The sequence below is a fragment of the Spirochaetia bacterium 38H-sp genome, from assembly GCA_039023545.1.
GTDB classification, from domain to species: domain Bacteria; phylum Spirochaetota; class Spirochaetia; order Winmispirales; family Winmispiraceae; genus Rarispira; species Rarispira pelagica.
Map to the genome: position 1 here is coordinate 563276 of JBCHKQ010000002.1, position 17846 is coordinate 581121.

The 17846-nt window shown below is 38.5% G+C and carries 13 protein-coding genes and 1 pseudogene; 12 read left to right on the forward strand and 2 right to left on the reverse strand.

Annotated features, from left to right (window positions below; all coding sequences use genetic code 11):
* The first annotated feature begins 121 nt into the window (after positions 1–121).
* From trkA to ilvD, 3 genes and pseudogenes are all read left to right on the forward strand, one after another.
* Positions 122–1519, forward strand: a pseudogene (gene trkA, locus WKV44_06400) (Trk system potassium transporter TrkA).
* Positions 1516–2964 carry a TrkH family potassium uptake protein gene (locus WKV44_06405; GenBank protein ID MEM5948168.1) on the forward strand — a complete coding sequence of 483 codons (1449 nt, stop codon included), beginning with the start codon at positions 1516–1518 and terminating at the stop codon, positions 2962–2964. Before trkA ends, WKV44_06405 begins: the two are co-directional and overlap by 4 nt.
* Positions 2965–3276: 312 nt before the next feature.
* A complete protein-coding gene (gene ilvD, locus WKV44_06410) occupies positions 3277–5127 on the forward strand; it encodes a dihydroxy-acid dehydratase (protein MEM5948169.1) in 1851 nt (616 codons plus the stop codon).
* A gap of 127 nt (positions 5128–5254) precedes the next feature.
* Here the strand turns inward: ilvD and WKV44_06415 are convergent, their stop codons facing one another.
* Positions 5255–5698, reverse strand: a complete 444-nt coding sequence (locus tag WKV44_06415; GenBank protein MEM5948170.1) for a hypothetical protein — start codon at positions 5696–5698, stop codon at positions 5255–5257.
* A gap of 261 nt (positions 5699–5959) precedes the next feature.
* Between WKV44_06415 and WKV44_06420 the strand changes: the two genes are divergently transcribed.
* The 7 genes from WKV44_06420 (at position 5960) to WKV44_06450 (ending at position 15133) form a co-directional block, all read left to right on the forward strand.
* Positions 5960–7513, forward strand: a complete 1554-nt coding sequence (locus WKV44_06420; protein MEM5948171.1) for an adenylate/guanylate cyclase domain-containing protein — start codon at positions 5960–5962, stop codon at positions 7511–7513.
* A gap of 20 nt (positions 7514–7533) precedes the next feature.
* Entirely contained in the window at positions 7534–10098 is a 2565-nt protein-coding gene (locus tag WKV44_06425; protein MEM5948172.1) for a HEAT repeat domain-containing protein, read from the forward strand.
* A gap of 71 nt (positions 10099–10169) precedes the next feature.
* Positions 10170–10382: a hypothetical protein gene (locus WKV44_06430; protein MEM5948173.1), complete on the forward strand. Its 213-nt coding sequence runs from the start codon at positions 10170–10172 to the stop codon at positions 10380–10382.
* 49 nt (positions 10383–10431) lie between these two features.
* A complete protein-coding gene (locus tag WKV44_06435; protein MEM5948174.1) occupies positions 10432–11385 on the forward strand; it encodes an ABC transporter ATP-binding protein in 954 nt (317 codons plus the stop codon).
* A gap of 1 nt (position 11386) precedes the next feature.
* Positions 11387–12250 carry an ABC transporter permease gene (locus WKV44_06440; GenBank protein MEM5948175.1) on the forward strand — a complete coding sequence of 288 codons (864 nt, stop codon included), beginning with the start codon at positions 11387–11389 and terminating at the stop codon, positions 12248–12250.
* Positions 12251–12260: 10 nt separating this feature from the next.
* The gene (locus WKV44_06445) at positions 12261–13718 is read left to right on the forward strand and encodes a GldG family protein (protein ID MEM5948176.1); all 1458 of its coding nucleotides are present in this window, start codon (positions 12261–12263) and stop codon (positions 13716–13718) included.
* On the forward strand, positions 13715–15133 hold the full coding sequence (locus WKV44_06450; GenBank protein MEM5948177.1) for a DUF4340 domain-containing protein: 1419 nt from the start codon (positions 13715–13717) through the stop codon (positions 15131–15133). Before WKV44_06445 ends, WKV44_06450 begins: the two co-directional genes overlap by 4 nt.
* A 120-nt stretch (positions 15134–15253) precedes the next feature.
* On the opposite strand, the gene rny is transcribed toward WKV44_06450, so the two are convergent.
* The gene (gene rny / locus WKV44_06455; GenBank protein MEM5948178.1) at positions 15254–16783 is read right to left on the reverse strand and encodes a ribonuclease Y; all 1530 of its coding nucleotides are present in this window, start codon (positions 16781–16783) and stop codon (positions 15254–15256) included.
* A gap of 189 nt (positions 16784–16972) precedes the next feature.
* On the opposite strand from rny, the gene WKV44_06460 reads away from it, so the two are divergent.
* Entirely contained in the window at positions 16973–17209 is a 237-nt protein-coding gene (locus WKV44_06460; GenBank protein MEM5948179.1) for a hypothetical protein, read from the forward strand.
* Between the two features lie 26 nt (positions 17210–17235).
* Positions 17236–17838 carry a nucleoside triphosphate pyrophosphatase gene (locus WKV44_06465; GenBank protein MEM5948180.1) on the forward strand — a complete coding sequence of 201 codons (603 nt, stop codon included), beginning with the start codon at positions 17236–17238 and terminating at the stop codon, positions 17836–17838.
* Positions 17839–17846: the final 8 nt, after the last annotated feature.

Consider the following 17846-nt stretch of genomic DNA (forward strand, 5'->3'; position numbering starts at 1 on the left):
ACAACCTTGTTTCTTCTCCAGTATAAAAAAACACACAAATGATACAGCAGAGTCTACATACGACAGAAAAGCAAAACAAATAAAACAATTGACACATGTATAAAGCTGACATAAGCTAAAAGGCATGAAGATAGTTATAGTAGGAGCGGGAAGAGTCGGATTTCAGCTTGCAAAGACACTTATAAAAGAAGGTCATGAAATAACTATTATAGAAAAGGATATACACAAAGCAAGACACGCAGCCAATATGCTGGACTGCTTTGTAATCAACGAAGCAGGCAATAACCAAAAGACACTGGACAAAGCGGATGTGGAGCATGCAGATTTTTTTGTAAGCGTTACGGACTCTGATGAGACTAATATAATAGCCTGCGGACTTGCAAAAAGCATATATAAGAAACCCATCACAATAGCACGGGTCAAGAAATTTGAGTATAACAAAAGAGAAATACTTGAGAATTCCATCTTTGGAATAGACTATATAATCAATCCAGATATAGAAACCGCACTTAGAGTAGTACGCTCTATAGAAACTGGAGCACTGAGCCCTATCAACCTCTTTGATACGCTAAGTCTACAAATGCAGGTCATAAAAATACCTACGGGCTCAGACTTTGCAAAAAAGCCGCTTCAGCACTTTAGAGCTGTGTGCGGTAAACTTTTTCTGGTGCCGCTAATCCAGCGTGATGAAGAATACAGTATACCGCGTGGAAGTACTATTCTGGAGGAAAACGACCATCTTTATGTGCTTGCTTCTTCCGGTGACTTTATGGATATATATAGGACACTGGGAATAACTCCGCAAAATATCAGAAAAATAGTGATAATAGGTGGAGGAACAACAGGAGAACATATCATAGAAATGCTAAGCAGCAAAAATCCTGCAAAGAGCATAATAAGAGGCCTGTTAAAACGCTTTGTAAATATCAATAGATATCAGATTCATGTTGTTGACCAGGATTATGACAGATGCAAATATCTGGCACAACAGTATCCGGATATAACAGTAAGCCATGCGGATATATCTCAGGAAGGATTTCTGGAAGAAGGCAATCTTGAGGGATACGACCTGGTAATAACAAGCACAGACAGCCAGGAGCTCAACCTGCTCACAGGAGTCCTTGCAAAAAAAATGGGAATAAAAAAGGCAATAGCAGTTGTACATAAAATACCGTATATGAGTCTTGGAGAGCAGCTGGGGCTTGATGTAACAATAAGCCTCAATCACTCAGTTCTTAACACCATAATAAAGACAATTTATAAGAAAAAGCTGCATACAATATATCCCATAGAAGGAAGCTCTTTCGAAATGCTTGAGACAACAATTCTATCTGCATCTCCTCTTATAGGCAAAACCATAAAAGAACTCAACCTGCCACAGGAAGTGTTAATCCTTATGATAGAACGAGGAGAAGAACAGATAATCCCCGACGGCAACACAAAATTACAGGAAGGGGACAGGATAATCACGATATTTAAGCAGGAAAAACGTCCTTTTATGGAGGATTTTCTAGAGTGATACACATAAGAAGCATAATAAGAATACTTGGTTTTTTGTGGCTCATACTTGCAGCATTTATGCTTATTCCATTTGCTATTTCCTGCTTTGAAAAGGCAGATACGTTCTATGCTTTTTTTACAACCATATTGATAATGCTACTTACAGGACTTGCTTCTATTGTACTCACAAAGAAAAAAGAAACTCTCAAAATGAACACAAAGGACGGTTTCATATTTGTTACTTTTGCATGGATAAGTGCATCTGCGTTTGGCGCATTACCTTTTGTAATTTCTTATTCAATACCATCTTATACGGATGCATTCTTTGAAACAATGTCAGGATTTACCACAACAGGAGCATCCATACTCACAGAGATAGAAGGATTTCCACACTCCATACTGTTTTGGCGTTCTCTAACTCACTGGCTTGGCGGTATGGGTATAGTTGTTCTTGCAGTGGCACTTCTGCCTCTTTTGGGAATAGGGGGCGCTCAGCTTTTTAAGGCAGAATCTCCAGGTCCCACGCTGGATAAGATTGCACCAAGCATAAAAGATACTGCAAAAATACTCTGGAAAATATATCTGTTTTTTACCTTAGCAGAGACTGTTCTTCTGCTTTTTGGCGGTATGAATCTTTTTGATGCACTTACCCATACCTTTGGCACACTAGCGACAGGAGGTTTTTCTCCAAAAAACAGCAGTGTTGGAGCATATAATTCCGCTTACATAGATGTTGTGATAACCGTCTTTATGGTTTTGGCAGGCTTTAACTTTGGACTTTATTATTATGTGCTTCTCAGAAAGCCAGGCAAAATTCTGCAAAACTCGGAAGCAAGGGCTTATATATCTATATTTGTAGTCTCAACGTTAATTGTAGCCTTTTCTATCAAGCCACTCTACGGCACATTTCTAAATGCTCTGAGATATGCAGGGTTTCAGAATGCATCCATACTCACTACAACAGGTTATGCTACAGCAGACTTTGACAAATGGCCGACACTTGCAAAAGGCGTATTGTTTTTTCTTATGTTCATAGGGGGCTGCTCTGGGTCCACTGGAGGCGGCATTAAGGTTATAAGAATAATAACACTGGCAAAACAGGCTATAACAGAAATAAAATACCTTATCTTTCCTTACGGTGTCTTTAAAGTAAAAATCAACAAAGAACCTGTAAGAAAGGATTTTATACTAACCGTAACAGGTTTCTTCTTTTTATATATCTTTATTCTACTTGGAGTAACGCTTGTAATTGCAGGCGGAGGACATGACCTTTTGACAGCATTTTCCGGCGCTCTTGTCACAGTAGGAAATATAGGTCCGGGTTTTGCAAAGATTGGCCCCACTCAGAACTACTCGTTTTTTTCTCCCTTGATAAAATGGGTGCTTTCCTTTGCTATGATGGCGGGAAGGCTGGAGATCTATACTGTTCTTGTTCTTTTTCATCCGCGATTCTGGCGCTCCTAGCTAGCTCCTTCATTTGCTTTTATACCGAACGCAAAAAGTGCGCCATGCATTGCAAAGCAGCAGGTAGTGCGCACTTCCTGCTGCCTGCGGCGCAATAATAAAACAATATTTTTATCATTTTGCAGGGTGTGTTTTATTTATTATTTATTCTTTGCAATTCCTAATGCTCTTTTCTCAGCGTGTTTCTACTGCCAGAGGCAGCAATAACTGTCCTTTGGGCAGTTATTGCGTTCGGTTTTTTTGGGGTTCTGTGTATTGACCTGCTTTTGTATTGGTTTTACACTGTTGTATCTTTTTTTTAGGAGTTTTGATATGGCTGAGTCTCCAAAGATTCCTTTGAGGAGCAGTACGACTACTTCTGGCAGGCTTATGGCTGGTGCAAGAAGTCTATGGCGTGCCAATGGTATGAAGGAAGAGATGATTGGCAAGCCTGTTATTGCTATTGCCAATTCTTTTACGCAGTTTGTCCCAGGACATGTGCATCTGCATGAGATTGGCCAGAAGGTCAAGGCTCTTATAGAGAAACATGGTTTTTTTGCTGCGGAGTTTAATACCATTGCTATAGATGACGGGATTGCCATGGGGCATGATGGGATGCTGTACTCCCTGCCATCTCGTGAGGTTATTGCCGATAGTGTCGAGTATATGGTCAATGCGCATAAGGCGGATGCTCTTGTGTGTATAAGTAACTGCGATAAGATTACTCCTGGTATGCTTATGGCTGCTATGAGGCTCAATATTCCTGCTATCTTTGTCTCCGGTGGACCTATGGAGGCAGGTATCTACAATGATAAAAAATATGACCTTGTGGATGCCATGGTCATGGGTGCAGATGAATCCATAGCCGATGAAGATATGTTTAACATAGAGAGACTGGCCTGCCCCACCTGTGGTTCCTGCTCCGGCATGTTTACCGCCAATTCTATGAACTGTCTCAACGAGGCTCTGGGACTTGCTCTTCCGGGAAACGGCACGATTGTAGCTACGCATAAGAACAGAGAAAGGCTTTTTGAGAAGGCTGCTGAGCGTATATGCGAGATGGTAGAAGCTTATTATTACAATGGCGACAATTCTGTGCTTCCGCGCTCCATTGCAACACGTGAGGCTTTTCTCAATGCCATAGCACTTGATATTGCCATGGGAGGTTCTACCAATACTGTACTTCATACTCTGGCTATTGCCAATGAGGGAGATGTGGATTTTACTCTCAAGGACATAGAAGAGCTCTCTAGAAAGATTCCATGTATCTGTAAGGTGGCTCCCAATTCTCATTACCATATAGAGGATGTAAACCGCGCAGGCGGTATTCTCGGCATTCTCGGTGAGCTGGACAGGAAGGGGCTTATCAACACCAGTGTAAAGCGCGCAGACGGACTTACCCTGCGAGAAGCCATAGATAAATACGATATAATGCGGCCTACTGTAACGGACGAAGCAAAGAAGCTGTATGCAAGTGCAGCTCTAGGAAAACCCAGCCTCAAGATGGGCAGTCAGGAGGCTTATTACAAGGAGCTTGATACGGACAGGATAAAAGGCTGCATAAGGGACGTAGAGCATGCCTACTATCCTGACGGAGGGCTTGCTATTTTATACGGCAATATTGCACGCCGCGGCTGCGTGGTAAAGACAGCAGGTGTGGACGAATCCATATTCAAGTTCAAAGGACCTGCAAAGGTGTTTGAATCTCAGGAAGAAGCCTGCGAAGGCATTCTCAATCCGGAAAGAGTAAAAGCAGGGGATGTTGTGGTTATTCGCTATGAAGGACCCAAGGGAGGACCTGGCATGCAGGAGATGCTCTACCCTACTTCCTACATCAAGTCCCGCCATCTTGGTAAAGAATGTGCGCTCATAACAGACGGGAGATTTAGCGGTGGAACAAGCGGCCTATCCATTGGCCACATATCTCCTGAGGCTGCAGCAGGAGGAGAGCTAGCTCTGGTAGAAGACGGGGACATCATAGAGATAGACATACCGGCAAGAAGTATCAATGTTCTTCTGTCAGACGAAGAGCTTGCAGCAAGAAAGAAAAAACAGGAGAGTCGCGAGAGCCCCTATACCCCGCTCAAGCGCAAAAGAGAAGTCTCTAGAGCACTCAAGACCTATGCACTTCTTGCAACATCCGCAGATACCGGCGCAGTAAGAAGACTGCCTGACGAAAAATAGCTTTTATATACATCAACCGAACGGCCGGATACTCCAAAGCATCCGGCCTTTTTTTAAAAAACCACAACAGTCTTATACAGCTTATTGCCAATATACCAACAAAAGCATAAAACTACAGGGAGACATCTTATGCTGCAGAATGCTTTTTCTTTCTTAAGGAAAAAGCAACAAGCAATATAGCAGCAGCAAGAGAAATCCATATACCAGAACCCAGAGACATCTTGTTGGAAACAAGATTGTATAACGTAACCCCAGTATATATAACAGATACAATACCAGTTATGAGAGATACAACAGCAGAAGGCATCTCCATAAGCCTCAATATGACAATCAACAGACATGCAGCAATAAGAGCGACAGGGACATAACCTATGTAAGATGCTATAAAATCCTTAGGCTTATCATCAGAAAAAAGAGAACTAAAAGAAGCAAGGTTTTCCATAGCACTATTGAGAGAAAAACCGGATAGAGGAATCCCCATAACACTAGTCCACGGACTAAAAAGAGCAAGAACAAGCAAAAAGGCAGCAATAACCTCAAACCTGTCAAGAAGCAGATTAATACGATTCATAAAACCTCCTAGTATATTTTGTATTAAGAATATATTATATCACATCTTAAAAAATTTCATTATTTTTTGCTAAGATTCTACACAAAAAAACATTTAAAACATTTTTATAAAAAGACTCATGCAATTCTTTAAAAATAATTGATAGTGGACTAGAATGATAGCACAACAATAGAACGCTTGGATGAAATTTTGTCACAAAACAATCCCGGAAGCAGGAAAAAAAACAAAATAGAAATATACTATATAATAAAAGGCTGATTTATGTCAAAAACAAACACAGCAGATATAACAGATGAAGTTGTCCGTGTAAGTTCCATAATAAGCTCATCAAAAAACATAAAAGAAGCTACAATAAAACTGGTAGACCATAGTGCAGACATCAGCGGAGCAGACTCCGCTGCATTTTATCTGCTGGATAATAACCGATATACACTCTCTGCCTCGGCCGGCAATAAGAATCTTCCTGCAATATTTGAAGATACGGATTCACTCGATTTTCTAAGGGAGATACAAGATTACATATATCAGTCGGATAGAGAAAACGCCTTTCTTCCAGGATTATTTATATCCGAGTCAGCAAAAAGCACGCTAGCCATTCCTCTATGGGAAAAAAGCGATATAATCGGAATATTGATTCTTCTTTCCTGCAAAGAAAACCATTTCAAAAAAAAAGATGCGCGATTTATATCGGCCATAACAAAAATAGCAGGCGGAACAATAATCAACACAAGACTGATAACAAAAATCAGAGACTATGCAAGAGAAGTAACAGAGTTAAAAAACTATCAGCAATCCATTTTCTCATCCATAAGTAACCTGCTTATAACCTTGGACAGATACGGCAACATAACATATATAAACAAGCAGACAGAAGAAACACTGGGAATATCAAAAGAGTTTATAGGGGCTGATTTTTTTTCTATATTCTCCGACATGTTAAGTAAGAAAGTAACAGATAAAATAAGAGAAAATCTAGAATCAGGATCAATAATCCCCGGCATAGAAGGCATATTAAAAACCCAAAAAGACTCAGAAATAGATTTTTCACTGACTATATCCCCACTTTACATAAGAAAAAATAAAACAGATGGAATCGTTCTTATCTTTACCGACCAGAGCAGAGAAAAAGAGCTAAGAGAAAAGATAGACATAGTAACAGAAGAGAGAAGAAAAATAAAAGATATGTTTTCAAGATATTTATCTCATGAAGTCGTACAAAAACTAATAGAAGCGCCTCACAGTATACAGCTGGGTGGAGAAAAAAAGATTGCTACAATATTTTTTGCTGATATAAGAGGATACACATCTTTCTCAGAAAACAAAAGCCCAGAATATATACTAGATATCTTAAACCAGTATTTTCAGCACGTAGTAGAAATAATCATTGCAAAACGAGGTTTCATAGACAAGTTTATAGGCGACTGCGTTATGGCAGCCTGGGGGGTACCCCTGCAATCCGAAAAACAGGATGCAATAGATGCCGTAGCATGCGCAATAGACATACAAAAAATGATACGCTCTCCCAACAGACCTTTTTTTAAAGGAGAAGCAAAAAATCTAAAGATAGGTATAGGAATACACTCCGGTCCACTTGTGGCAGGCAACATAGGAAGTTCAAGCTATATGAACTACACGGTTATAGGAGACACCGTAAACATAGCATCACGGATAGAAGCAATATCAGGCCCGGATGAAATCATAATAACAGAAGAAACAAAAAAGCTGCTGGAAGATAGCTTTAAACTGCAAAAACTCAACCCTGTCACAGTAAAAGGAAAAACAAAGCCAATACCAGTATACAAAGTAATCTATTGATTAACCATAAGGAGAAAACTATGGGAAAAATATGGCAGATATCACAGACAACTAGTCTGATTATTATTGCAACAATAACTGTAATCCTTATTCTTACAGTAACACTGCTCATAATAATAAGAAACAAAAAACAGAAACAATATTTTATAAATATAGTAGAAGAATTCTCTAGCACCGCCGATCTACTAAGAGAAAAAATAGTAGAGAAATTCTCACCTTCAAACCTTATAAGACTTCTACCACTCATAGAAGAACTTGCAGAGGAGAAAGCTCTTCCCCTTATTACCCTATCAGGCATGGATTCTTTTTTATATAGAAAACTGATTTCCGGAGGGAATTACAAGACATTTGACCTGGTAAGAAGACATGCCGTAGAGACATCCATGTATGCATGCTTCTACTATGCACTAAAAAATCCTAAGATGATAGAACATCTCTTTTCTCATCCCGATTATTCTGACATAGAAATCATGCGGTTTATAGCACTCACATGGGACAGAACCCCATTTGATACAAAAAAAGCATTCTACCTTCTTCAAGACAGAATAAACCTAATAACAGAGCTTACGGCAGACCAGCAATCACAATGCCGCTTGTTTGCAAGCAGCATACTTGTAAACTCGCCGGAAGAGAGAATAACAAGACTACTACTGCAAATGGTAGAAGATCCTGATTACAATGTGAGAAAAATAATAATAAGTAACTTGCCATCAAATATTCTTAAAGAAAAGATTGAGAGTATCCTAGCAGAAGACCCATCCTGCGAGGTAAGAGAAGAAGCATGGAAAAAACTTACCAAAGAAGAAAGAGAAGCCTTTCTCGACAAAAACATTACAGATCAACACGCCTTACATATACTCAGGCTTCTAAACCCCACAGATAAGAATCATCAGGAATTCGCTCTAAGATGTCTCAAAAGCCCTAACGAAGAGCTTGCATTTTATGCCGCTCATTTTCTATGCAAACAACCGGGAAGCATTTTGGATTATATATTTATAAAAGCGGATTCTAGAGACAGAGATGGATTTAAAGAAGCAGAGACCATTCTTACAAAGGCTGCAGGTTACCAGGCAACCGCATTTTTAAACAGTGTAGCAAGAATAGAAAATACAGATACAATACTCCTCGCACTAAAAATACTAAGAGAAAAGGGAGAAAAAAAACATATTCTTACTATTACAAGGAAACTCATAGCAGCCTCTGTCTGGGAGAAAAATCCCAGAACATACAGAGAACTAATAAAAACCATTCTCGCAAGAAGAGACGAAATCTCTCTTTTGCATATAAAAAAGTTCTTAAAATCCAACAAAAATAACCATCAACTTATCAACGCAACACTGGAACTATTGGATAAAAATACAGTAAACCTCGTATCCGATTTACTCTCAGAACTTTTCCTGGACCCAAAATATAAAAAAAGAAAAAAACTGGAAGAACTTCTTTCCATGGAAGAAAAAAGCATACTACTACCACTACTGCTGGAAACAATAGAGGACAAGGGAAAACCTCTCATACTCAAGAAATCCGCCATAAGAGTACTTGCACTACAAAAATTACCTTACTGTATCGGGCTGTTATTGGAAGAATTACCCACTCTCTCCCAAGAAGAAGCTGTAGAGCTTACTAACATACTCTCTCAATACCCAGAAGAGGCAATAGCCCCTGAAATAGAAACCTATATAAATACATATGATGCTAGGATGGTTTCCACACTTATTGCCGCACTTCCAGTAGAATACAAGAAAAAATACAACAAAAAAATAGAAGAAAAAATGAGCTCACCTGACCCTATGGTTAGAATTGCAGCAGCATATAGCATAGCAGAAATAGCAGACAATAAGCAACTTCAAAACATGGAAACATTACTCCATGACCCTGACATTGCAGTGAGAGCAAATGTTGCCAGAATCCTGGCAGAAAGAGGCAATAAAAAAATATACAATAAATTGAGCCAGATATTACAATCTGACGATGAGTTCTCAGAGGTAAAACATTCTATTCTAGAAGGTTTAGGGAAAAGCAATAATCCGGATAAAATCCCGCTTCTAATGGATATAACAGAAAGCACCCCAGAACTAGAAAAATACATAACAAGAACACTGACTAATAGAATGAGTCCAGAATGCATAAAAGCACTTGCAGAAGAATTGAAAAACAGAAAAGAAAGAACAAGAGAAGTGATAAAACAGGCCTTCAAAGCACAAGGAGAACTTGCTGAGAACAACCTTCTTGAGCTATTAAAACAAGATATAGGCGGAATAAAACCCATAATAAATCAGCTTCTAGAAGATACAGGACTCATAGATATATATATAAACAGATTAAATAACAGAAACAATGATATAAGAAAGGAAGCTGCAAAACTGCTCTCAAAAATAGGAACAGAGCATGCCCTAAGGGGGCTTGTACTTGCTGCCGCAGATCCCGAAGAAGATATCCGTATAATTACAATAAAAGCAATAGCAGGATTAGAAGGCAAAAACGGCAAGGATATTCTCGATCGTCTCTTGTCAGATCCCAACAAAAAAGTGAGAAAATATACAAGGTGGGCACTGGAGCGAAAAAAATTGGAAAACAAAGCATAAAGCTTCCTACCTTGTAACTTTTTATCTCTTTATAGTATTTTTATACAAAACAAATATAAACAGGGAATCCCATGAGAGAAAGATTAACATACCTGATTCTGTCAATATTTATAGCCATAAGCCCTGTCATTCTATGGTTTAGAGGGGATATAAGAAAAGCATTACAAGCCCCGTTTTCTTTTTACAGCTTTTTTTCAATAGCTTTGTACATAATTATGTTTGTCGGAGGAGTATGGGGAATAATAAAAAGTATCAGATATAAAGAAGATAAAGAACAAAAATAAGTAACCAATGGATATAAAATATATCCAAAATATATCCAAGGAGGATACCGTGATAAAGGTACAGAACCTGACCAAGCGCTACGGGTCCCACACTGCGGTAAAAGATATCAGTTTCTCCATAGAAAAGGGAGAAATAATAGGATTTCTGGGACCCAACGGAGCGGGAAAAAGCACAACAATGAATATTCTAACAGGCTATCTCTCAGCGACAGAAGGAGAAGTGGAGATAGCCGGCAAAAAAATTCTGGAGGATCCTATAGAGTGCAAAAAGCATATAGGGTACCTTCCTGAAAACCCACCACTCTATATGACTTTTACTGCAAGAGAGTATCTTGACTTTGTCTGTGATCTTAAAGGAATAAATAAAAAATACAAAAAAGAACACATAGATACCATCTCAGAAAAAGTAGGCATAACCCATGTCATGAACAGACTTATAAAAAACCTGTCCAAGGGTTATAAACAGAGAGTCGGACTGGCTCAGGCGCTTATAGGAGATCCGGATATTCTCATCTTGGATGAACCAACAATAGGACTTGACCCGAGACAGATTCTGGACATAAGAAGCCTTATAAAGGATTTGGGTAAAGAACATACTGTAATTTTGAGCTCGCACATCCTCCCGGAAGTGAGCATGGTATGTAAAAGGATTCTGATTATAAACAATGGAACCTTGATAGCAGATGATACTCCGGAGAAACTCGCATCAAGACTATCCGGAAGCAACAAACTTCTCCTGCGACTGGAAGCAAAAAAAGAAGATGTGGAAAAGGCCTTCTCCGAGATAAAAGAAATCCAAAATCTTAACTTTAAAGAAAGCCAGGAAGAAAACACAATAGACGTAGAAGTAATAGCAAATGAAAACACAGATATAAGAAAACCTCTTTTTTATGCATGTGCCAATAAAAACATCCCAATATTAACCATGCGCTCTTTGGACGTAAACCTGGAAGACATATTCCTGCATCTTATAACAGAAGAAAATCAGGAGAAGGAGGGATAATATGCTTGCTATCTTAAAAAAAGAACTAAGAACATTTTTTACATCACCCATAGGATATATTTATATGGGAGGATTTCTCCTGTTTTCGGGCTATTTTTTTGCAACACAATCTATTCTTACAAGAAACCCTCAGTATACCAATATATTCAGTGGTATGATAACAATCTTCTTGTTTATAATGCCAATGCTGACCATGCGTCTCATGTCAGAAGAGAAAAATCAGAAAACGGATCAGCTTCTCATAACGAGCCCCACATCAGTAGGGAATATAATAATCGGTAAATTCCTTGCTGCATATGTAATATTTGCAATAACACTTGCAATAACAATATTATATGCCATAGTCATAGAGATACATGGCAAACTGCCACTCTGGGAAACAATAGGAAGCTATATCGGGTTTCTTCTTCTTGGAGGTGCATACATCTCCGTGGGGCTTTTTATATCAACTATGACAGAAAACCAGATAGTCTCGGCACTTGTTTCTTTTTTTGCTGTATTATTACTTCTTTTTCTTGATAATATTGCCAATGCAATGCCGGCAGAAAACATAGCAGGACTCATATTTGCAATAATACTGGCAGCGCTGCTTTCTCTATATCTATACAGAACAACAAAAAACATATTCCTAGCAGCTGTTGTTCTTGCGGTTGCGATTGTAGGGACAGGAATAGCATATATTATAGACTCCTCTTTGTTTTACAGACTAATCACAAAAACCCTGCAAATCCTCTCCTTAAATAACAGATATAAATCGTTTGGGATGGGGATTTTTGAAGTTTCCGGAATAGTATATTACATATCGTACATGGCATTCTTCTTGTTTCTATCCACTCATGCCGTAGAAAGAAGAAGATGGGTCTGAGGGAGGCAACATGAAACTCATAAAAAACATAGGAAAAACCATCAGCAAAGGCATTCAATCTCTAAGCAAAGATACCGTAAAATACGGCGGTTATGCAGCAATAGTAACCGTAGCCTTTGCTCTAATATTACTACTATTCAATATAGCAATTACAAGCCTTGATTTTAAATTCGATCTTACGGAAAAAAAACTTTTTTCCCTGTCGGATGAAACTATAAAGTTTATAAAAAATCTTAAAGATGACATACGGATAACAGCCATATACAAAGAGGGAGAAGAACCTGAGAGAATAAAAGAAGTTTTAAACCTATATGCTAAAAACAGCCCTCACATATCTTTAAGGTTTGTAGACCTGGACAAAAATCCTGGCATACTGTCAGAATATAAGGACAGCGACAAAAAAATAGAAAACGGTTCTATTATAATAGAAAGCCAAAAAGCAAAAAAGATTCTTAGCAGCTATGACCTTTACGAGATAACATACTCCCAGCAAGGTCCTCAAATTACAGGATTTGCAGCAGAAAAAATAATAACAACTACAATATATACCGTAGCAGGGGGGAAAAGTCCTATAGTCTATGAGTTGGAAGGGCATCAGGAAACTCCTCTATCCAGATATAAAGCAACAGAACTTCTGGAAAGAGAAAATATTACTTTAAAAACTCTCAATTTTATCAAAAACCCTGCAATACCGGCAGATGCCAAGGCAATAATAATTTACGGAATAAGAAGAGATATAAGCCCTGGAGAAGCAGAACTTCTTCAGCAATATCTGGATACAGGTGGTCATCTCATAGTAGTAAAAGGCATAACATCGGAAAATACCCCCAATCTCGATAAGGTTCTTTCATCATACGGTATACGCTTTGACTACGGGATTGTAGGAGAACCAAACCGCCAGAAAAATATGGGCAATCCATTTCAAGTTATACCAATCATAGCAGATCACGACATAAGCAAAAAAATAACAGAGAACAAAGATACAATGATTCTGCAATGGAGCATGGCCATAAAAGAAGAGTCTATCAAGAGAAAAACAATCAAGATAACACCTCTCCTTACAACGACTGCGACCTCATTTATGACAAAAAACTTTGATAAAAGTAAAAATACAGCTCAGATTTCAAAGGATGAGACAGGGCCTTTTAACCTTGCCGTAGCAATAGAAGAAAAACAGGATAATGGAAAGACAACCAGAATCGTAGCAATAGCAGCAGACAGTCTTATGGAAAATCTATATCCATTTAACGCTCAGATACCAGCAAATATAGATTTCTTTATCGGCTCTATACTCTGGAGTACTGATAGAAAGGACTCTATCTCCGTAGGGTCGAAAAGTCTTATGGCACTTCCTTTAAGCATAGATGGACGTATGCAAATAATATATACGGTACTTTTTGTCATAATAATACCTCTTGCTTTTATAATCACAGCACTTGTCGTATGGCTCAGGAGGAAAAATCTATGAACAGAAAAAGCAAGCTTATATTACTAGCAACAGCAACAGCAGCCATTGTGCTGCTGTTGCTTCTTATACCTGTTCTAAAGAATAAACCTCAAGCAGAGAGCACTACAAATAAGACGCTATATGTAGTCAGTCTCAACAGAGAAGATATAACAAAAATAAAAATAGATAAAACAAATCTGGTATTTATAAAACAGGACACTAACGAAGATAAAACAGGATTGGGCACATGGACGACAGAAAAAAATGCTCCTTATAAAATTGACGAGAGCAGTATAACTTCTACTTGCTACAGTCTTACCGGAATAAGCGCAGACAGAATAATAGAAGAAGAGGCAAAAGACTTGTCCATATATGGCCTTGATAAACCTCAAGCCTCCATAACTCTTACAGATAAAAACAACAATGTGCAGACTATATTTCTAGGAAACAAAACCCCTACGGGAAGCGGTTATTATGCCAAGAGAAAAAGTGATAATACAGTCTATGTTATCTACAATTACCTTGCAGAAAAATTCTTTACCAAGTTATCTGACTTTAGAGATAAGAGCCTGACAAGTATAGACAGCAGCAAATTAAAGCACATTCTTCTAGAACGCAAATCACTCCCTGACATAGAAATACTAGAGAAAACAGAAGAAGATCAGCCCTTTATGCCGCTGGCAAGATACAAAATAATCAAGCCCTTCGCCTACACAATAACAGCAGATCCCCAAAAACTTGAAAGTTTTATAAATCCATTGAGCAGCATAAGAATAGAAAATTTTGCAGATATAAGTATGGCAGAAGCAGGACTAGACAACCCAGATTATAGACTGACTCTCAAAGACGATAAAAACAACCTCACACTGCTCATAGGAAAACAAACAGAGGATGGTAAATACTACGCAAAGACCACAGACAGCAGTGAAATATTTACAATAAGAAACATCACTGATGCACTTACAAAGGATGCAAAAGACATAGCAGACACATTTATATTCCTTGTTGACATCAAAAACACCAAGGAGTTTATGATAAAATTCCCTGACAGGACATATACAGCAATGATAAAACGTATAGAAAAAGAAGAAAAAACAGATGATAACAAAGAAAGCAAGCAGATAGAAGAACATTTTTATGTAAATGGGCAAGAAATAGAAGAAAAAGCCTTTAGACAATTCTTTCAGCAGTGCATAGGCATAACTGCAGACTCATGGTCTCCTGACGAAAACATAAGCGGAAAATCAGAAATCAGCATGTACTTTAAAGTAGAAACAGAAAAGGGCGATATGACAAAAAGAATAGACTATATACCATATAAAGAAGGCTTCTATGCTGCTAAGAGAGACAGTAAAACATACTTTATAGTATCAGAAAGACAGATAAAATCACTTAGAAAAGCAGTAGAAGAAGTCTTAACACATACAGTTAATTAATTAAAAGTTATAAACCGAACGGCAGACCTCTGTATGAGGTCTGCCTTTTTTTACATGATAAAAGAAAAATAAAAAAGCGGGGCAGAATGCCCCGCGTTCGGTATAAATAAATATTTTTGATTATCTTGCGTACTCTACAACCCGTGTCTCACGGATTATTGTAACCTTTATCCTTCCGGGATATCTTAGCTCCCCTTCTATCTTCTTTGCAATATCACGCGCCATTTCTCTGGCACCCATATCATCTACGCTATCATTGTTGACCATTATTCTAAGCTCACGTCCAGCCTGTATTGCAAAGGCTTTATCGACACCGCTAAAAGATTCTGCAATCTTTTCAAGATTCTCAAGCCTCTTTATATAATTCTCAAGCGACTCGCGGCGTGCCCCAGGTCTTGCCGCAGAAATAGCATCTGCCACCTGCACTATTACGGACTCGGGACAGCTGTGAGGCACATCTCCGTGGTGAGCAGCAATACAGTTGATCACCCGCTTGTCCTCACCCATTCTCTTGGCAAGCTCTATCCCAAGCTCAATATGGGTGCTGTCATCCTGAGACTCTATAGCCTTTCCTATATCGTGCAAAAGTGCACCTCTCTTTGCAATCTGAGGATCCGCTCCAACTTCTGCTGCAAGCATACCCGCAAGTATTGCAACTTCTTTTGTGTGAGCCAGAACATTCTGGCCATAACTGGTCCTATACATAAGTCGTCCTAGAGCCTGTATGGCTTCCGGTGAAAAATCATGTATGCCCAGTTCAAATAATACCTTCTCGCCTTCCTCATATACAGTTTGACTTATCTCTCTGGTTACCTTGTGGACAACTTCTTCTATCCTGGCAGGATGTATTCTGCCATCGGATATGAGGCGTTCAAGAGAAAGTCTGGCAATTTCCTTTCTCACAGGGTCAAAGCATGAAAGTACTACAGCTTCCGGAGTATCATCTATTATGATATCTACACCGGTAAGAGTCTCAAGCGTACGGATGTTCCTTCCCTCCCGTCCTATTATACGTCCTTTCATCTCATCATTGGGAAGACTAACAGTTGTAACAGTAATTTCGGATGTTACATCCGTAGCTATACGCTGTATTGTGCTTACTATTATTTCTCTTGCCTTGCGTTCTGCCGTTGCCTTGGCTTCTTCTTCTATCTTGTTTATAAGCACCTGTGCATCATGTTTTGCCTCTTCCTGGAGACGGTCAAGAATAATCTGTCTTGCCTCTTCCTTGCTTAGACCCGAGATTCTAGTAAGCTCTTCTTCTATTTTTTGTTCTTTTTCGCCCAACTGGCTTTCTTTGGCAGCCAGTTTCCTCTCTCGGTCTGCTAACGCCTCGCTTCTTTTTTCTGTTGCGGCTAGCTTTTTTTCTAAATTCTCTTCTTTTTGCTCTAATCTTCTTTCTGTTCGTTGAAGCTCAGCCCTTCTGTTTCTGACCTCGCGCTCCAACTGAATACGTTCCTTATGTATTTGTTCTTGAGCTTCAAATAATATTTCTTTTTTTCTAGCTTCTGCTTCTTTTGCCGCTTCATTTTTTATTCTCTCAGCCTTCTGTTCTTCAGAATTAAGCTGAAATTTGGCATATAGCCATCTAGCTGTCCACCCCAGCGCCAAACCTATAAGAGGAAGGGCAACTGAAAGAATTATACTCATCAGTTCCCTCCACTTTATATTTAGTTATTCAGAATAAGGGTATATTGAACAAAAGTCAATAACATAAATTATTATATTACAGTAATATTACCTCCACTATACATACTTGATATTTTTGCCTTTTACTTGCAAAACTATAAAAAAAACAAATCTATTGAAAGCTTTGTTACTTTCCTGTAAAAAATAAATGTGAAACTTACCAGACAGACAAAAAATGATTTCCTAAAACTTTTTTTTCTTTCTGCAACCTTGGGGACTCTCATCTGGGCAATGATAGAAATATTGCTAAGAAACGCAGGTTTTTCCGACATTCCTACATTGCCGGAGATTTCGCTAGATGTATACTTTATAAAAATAAGCATAAGACTAAATCCCGGCACCTTTATAGGAATAGGGGTGGGGACTTTTGTTTTCTTTAAAATCTAATTTCATAACATTACAGGAGATAAACCATGCTTCTTCTTGCTTCTAATTCTCCAAGGAGAGCAGAATTACTAAAAAAGACAGGGATAGAATTTTATCAATGGGCTCCGGACTATGATGAGTTTTTTCCGAACACTGAGGACATCCGGGATGCTGCAATAGAATTGAGCAAAAACAAGCTGCAACAAGTTATGAAATATGAAATAACAAAAAAATTTGCACTGGTTTTGACAGCAGATACAATTATAGAAATAAACGGCATGGTACTGGGAAAACCAGAAAATAAAAAAGAAGCAAAAAGATTTTTATCCCTGCTTTCCGGGAAAGAACACAGAGTTATAACTTCCTTATGCCTCTACAACAAGGAGAATAGCAAGATAATATCCGATGCAGAAACAACTTATGTTAAATTCTCAAGCCTTTCCGACGAGGAAATAGAATCATATACAAATACAAAAGAATGGAGAGGAGCAGCAGGAGCTTACAGAATCCAAGGTATGGGAGAGCTGTTTATAGAATGGATAAAAGGCACATATTCCTGTGTAATGGGCTTGCCCCTGTCATGTTTTTATGGCATTCTTAGAAAAATAAACTTTCCGTATAGGAAAATTTTCCGTCCGTTGGACGAGTAAAAGAGAAG